The 4,583-nt window shown below is 63.5% G+C and carries 5 protein-coding genes; 1 reads left to right on the forward strand and 4 read right to left on the reverse strand.

What is annotated here, in order from left to right:
* The first annotated feature begins 623 nt into the window (after nucleotides 1–623).
* Complete coding sequence (locus GPT33_RS17020; protein ID WP_296811339.1) at nucleotides 624–1,178, forward strand: SprT-like domain-containing protein; 555 nt, start codon at nucleotides 624–626, stop codon at nucleotides 1,176–1,178.
* Between the two features lie 141 nt (nucleotides 1,179–1,319).
* Here the strand turns inward: GPT33_RS17020 and GPT33_RS17025 are convergent, their stop codons facing one another.
* From GPT33_RS17025 to GPT33_RS17040, 4 genes are all read right to left on the reverse strand, one after another.
* Nucleotides 1,320–2,336: a hypothetical protein gene (locus tag GPT33_RS17025; protein WP_296811342.1), complete on the reverse strand. Its 1,017-nt coding sequence runs from the start codon at nucleotides 2,334–2,336 to the stop codon at nucleotides 1,320–1,322.
* A 165-nt stretch (nucleotides 2,337–2,501) separates the two neighbouring features.
* The gene (locus GPT33_RS17030) at nucleotides 2,502–3,242 is read right to left on the reverse strand and encodes an S-methyl-5'-thioinosine phosphorylase (protein WP_296811344.1); all 741 of its coding nucleotides are present in this window, start codon (nucleotides 3,240–3,242) and stop codon (nucleotides 2,502–2,504) included.
* A 134-nt stretch (nucleotides 3,243–3,376) separates the two neighbouring features.
* A complete protein-coding gene (locus tag GPT33_RS17035; RefSeq protein ID WP_296811346.1) occupies nucleotides 3,377–3,853 on the reverse strand; it encodes a hemerythrin domain-containing protein in 477 nt (158 codons plus the stop codon).
* 215 nt (nucleotides 3,854–4,068) lie between these two features.
* A partial coding sequence (locus GPT33_RS17040) for a hypoxanthine-guanine phosphoribosyltransferase (RefSeq protein ID WP_296811349.1) occupies nucleotides 4,069–4,583 on the reverse strand: 515 nt, incomplete at its 5' end.

Raw genomic sequence — 4,583 nt, forward strand, 5'->3', positions numbered from 1 at the left:
GGGTTCGACAAACCCGCGGGCCAACTGATTGAGACGACTCTCAGCAGGCTCCATCGCACGCCCTTCAGAAACAAAAATTGGGCCATTGGCCCAACGACTTAAAGAATCCGCACATCGACCCGACGCAACCCAATGCACCGAGACGACGGTCTCGCCGGCGGACGGCCGCTGCACCGATCCGATCCCGGACCACGAGAACCGACTGCACATGCGAGACGCTGGACAGGTGACGCCCGGCGGACCACCTTGCGAGGGAGACCGCCGACTTGAAGCTCGGCAGCACTGAAAGGCCCAGGATAAAAAAACCCCATCGAAGGGGTTCTTATGAAACGCCGACCTTCAAGGTGTTCATAGAAGACTTCATCTACGAAGCCCTTGGAGTGTATCCGGTTCGGCTTTGATCCGCAAGGTGGTGAGCGCGCCCAGCCTCGTCGCAAAGATCCCGCCCGACTCGATGACAGGGCCGACGAGCCGCCCGTACGTTGCCAAACGCGGCCTCGTCGGTGCAGTCTGCGATCTTGTGGAAACCGGAGGCGGGCGGCGAGCGCGATTCAGGGGGGTCGATGGCCCTTCGAATTCGCTACCCGAGCGGACGGGGCACGGAAAACGGCAACGAGGATCCGATGACAGGCGAATCGACAACAGGCGAAATCATGGCGATCTCCACCCCGACCGAGCACGCCGCGGCCCGCACCGGAGCGCTTCTGCGCGAAGCGGAAGCCTGGCTGCACCTCGCCATGCCTCAGGTCGAGATCCGATTCGACCTTCGCGGGACCGCAGCAGGGCAGGCGCGGATGCGAAGCGGGTCGTTCGCCGTCATCCGCTACAACACGACGCTCTTGGGCCTTCACCCGACGCAGTTCATCGCCGAGACCGTGCCGCATGAGGTCGCCCATGTCGTGGCGTTCGTGAAGAACGGCCCGCGTATCCGACCACACGGACCGGAATGGCAAGCCGTCATGCGCCATTTCGGCGTGGAGCCTTCACGCTGCCATCGCTTCGACGTCTCGAGGCTGCGCACACGATCCCTTCGGCGGTTTCTCTACCGATGCAGCTGCGGCACGCACGAGATCAGCAGCATCCGTCACAATCGCATCCGCCGAGAAGGAACCGTCTATCTGTGCCGCCGCTGCCGGCAACCCCTAAAGCACGCGATCGACCTGCAAGGGCAGCCCTAAACCGAGTCCCCGCTAAGGGCCGGTGACACACCAAACCTCGAGCTCACTCGAAAGTCAGCATCTCGCTCTGGACGCGGTTTAGATCCGGCGGTTGACCGTTGATCCGCGTGAATGCGGATGCAACGAACCGCCGGACGAGGGTTAGCGCTGGTAGATGGGCGCGCCGTAACCCGGTCCGTAAGCCGGGCCATAAGCCGGTCCGTAAGCGGGATAACCTGCCGGCGCGGCCATCGGAGCGGGTACCTGCATCCGCTCCCAGTATTCGCGGGCTCGCTGGTCGGCGGCACGCCGCATGTTTTCATATTCGGCCATCATGCGTGCACGATACTGAGCGGCACTTTCCTGGCGTCCTTCGAACGCGGGGGCGGCGCCGGCCGGCGCGGGTGCGACCTCTGCACGGGCAAACGGCTGGGGCACGACCGGTACCGGCGCGAAACCCTGCTGGGTCGGTGCGGACGTGGGGGCCTCGGCCGATGCGGATGCCGATTCGGAGGGCGACTCGTCTCCCAGCAACGACTCGGCGAAGACGGTTGCCTCCGCATCATTCATCGGCGGCGCGTCGGCGAGCGTCGCGGCGGAAGCGGATTCCCCAGCCGAACCTTCCGGCTCAGACGCCGAGCTTGCCGCCCGAGCTGCTGCCGTCGCGGGCAAAGGTGCCGAATGGCGGCTGAACGCGGAGGCGGCCGGCCGGTCTTCCGCGGCCCGCTCGGACGCAGGGCTGGCGGCTGACTCCTGCGGCGCGGCGCTCGTCTCGACGACGGCCGGCTGCGCATCGGCAGCGTCAGGCTCGGCCTTTACGACCTCGGCAGGGGCCGTCTCGGAAGCAAGGTCGGCGGCGCTCTGCGGCTCCGCCGTTCCCGTCAATTCCTTAACTTTTCCCACGACCTGGTTGAAGCCATCGGCCCCGGCGGCGGTCACGTCGGCGATCACGGTTTCCGCCGACGACGTAAAGTCGCCGAGCGTGTCCATGACCTTCTGGAAGCCGCCGACCTCGACACTGCTCTCGTCGGTCACCGCGACCTGTGTCGTATCGCCGGTGGAATCACGGTCGGTCGAGCTCAGATACAGGTAACCGAAGGCAATCACGACGGCCCAAAGCGATAATTTCGGGATCCAGCCAAGACCGGAGCGTTTGGGTGCAGTTTCCTCGGTAGCCATTTCGGATTCTCCTGGAAAAGCGATAAGTTTAGGGACGCCTATGGTATCAGAGTTTCCTGATTTACTTAAACACCTTGCGTTTCGGAGAGTCCGGCGAAGGCAGACCGATACCCGAGACCCGAGCGCCCGAGCCGACGGGCCAACCGAACGGATCGATCCGACCGATCACCCCGAGGTTGCAACCCTCCCGAGGACGTTGCGCACACGCCCGACACACTCGCGCAGATGCGACTCGATCTCGGCCATCGTGATCACGCCCTCGCCCTTGCCGGCCGCCCAGTTCACGACGAACGCAAGGCTCGCATAACAGAGCCCAAGCTCCCGCGCGATCCCGGCCTCCGGCATGCCCGTCATCCCCACGAGATCGCAGCCGTCGCGCTCCAGGCGGGTAATCTCGGCCGTGGTTTCGAGCCGCGGCCCCTGCGTCGCGGCGTAAACGCCGTCCTCGATCGCCGGGTGACCGGATTCGGCGCAGGCGCGGATCAAAACTCGGCGCAGCTCCTCGCAGTAGGGCGAGGTCATGTCGACATGGTCGAGCGCGTCCTGGCCCCCGTCGTAGATGCTGTGCTCGCGCCCGTAGGTGTAGTCGACGAGATCGTGCGGCACCGCGAGCGCCAGCGGTGAGAAGCGCGCACCGATTCCCCCGACCGCCGCGAGCCCGACGACACGATCGGCCCCCAAGGCGCGCAGCGCCCACAGGTTGGCGCGATAGTTGATCCGGTGAGGCGGCAGCCGATGGCCGGCGCCGTGACGCGGAAGGAAAAGGATCTCTGCACCGTCCAGGCGCCCGATCGCGACCGGCGCCGAGGTCTCGCCGAAGGGGGTTTCGATGCGGCGGGACGCCTTGAGCTCCAGGGCGGGAAAGTCCGAAAAACCAGATCCACCGATGATGGCGAGAAGGCTCATGCGTTTACCAGGTCCGGAATTGGCTCGAAAAGGGCCGAGCAGTCTAGCGGAGGGCGGCGCGGAAACCAAAAAAAGGCGCCTTGCGGCGCCGTTTTCTTGTCGTCGTGCGATCTCGACGACCGATTCGAGTCTTCTCAGACGGATGGATTGAAGGAGCTCGCGTCGCTCTTCCGGGAACGATCGGTGAAGATGCCGATCTCGATGAGCTTCGGAAAGAGGACCTGCTCTTCGCGATCGATGCGCTTGTCGACCATATCGAAGATCTCGTGCGTTTCGGCAAGAAAATCGTCCGTAAAGTTGAAATCGCAGTTCTTCAGCCAGTGCTTGTGGTAGTCGTCGAAGGTCTTGCGCAAAGGCTTCTCGCCGCTGATGAAGCCCCAGGCGATCGACTTGACCTTGGGATCTTCGTGGATGAGGAGGGTCGGGTAGAGACTGCGATCCTCATCGGCGAGATGGCTGCGAACCTTTGTACCCAGGTCGCACAACAGCTCGTAAGCGGTTTTGGCATTGGGGCGAATGCGCAGCTGCTCGGGCGTGAGAAGTGATCTGAGATCTTCGATCATCTGACGCAGCTCGCCGTGGGTGTGGCGGTAATCTTCAAGGGTCGGCATACACTATCCTCCGATTGTTATGAGTTGTGCGCTCGTCGCGTCCCCGCGGCCTCGAGGAGACGCGTCCCTTCGGACGACGAAACCGCAGCCGCCCTCGGCAGGACCGATCACGCTGATGCAGCACTCGGGTCAGGATGTATACCAAACCTCAAAAGGTGTCAAAAAGCGGGCACTTATATTCCAGTTTCAACAAATACCCATGAAAGCCTTCGCGCCTACACGTCCTCTGCCGCCACCGCATAAATCCCGGCTGCGTTTCTGAAGTAGTCCTTGTAGTCAAGCCCGTATCCATAGAGGTAACGGTCCTCGACCTGCACACCCACGACATCGGCCTCGCACGCGTGCTCGCGCTCTTTCGACACCAGCACCGCGGTGTGCACGCTTGCCGCACCGTCTTCATGACAGGCATCGACGATCCGACGCAGCGTAATGCCCTCGTCGAGGATGTCGTCGAGCACCAAGACGTGCTCGCCGCGAATGGCATCCGACGGACGGTAGCGCCAGACGATCTCCCCGCCGCTGGTTTTTCCCTGATAGCGACTGGCATCGACATAGTCGACCCGCAGCTGAAACTTCAGGCGGGGAAGTAAAAGACCGGCGACAAAGACCGCACCCGTCATCACGCAAAGCACCAGGGGATCCTTTCCGGCGAGACGCTCGGTGATCGCCGCGGCCATCCGGTCGAGCGCCGCATCGACCTCCTCGGCCGTGACCAGTTGTTGTGCGCGTG

The sequence above is a fragment of the Thiocapsa sp. genome, from assembly GCF_011390875.1.
GTDB lineage: Bacteria > Pseudomonadota > Gammaproteobacteria > Chromatiales > Chromatiaceae > Thiocapsa.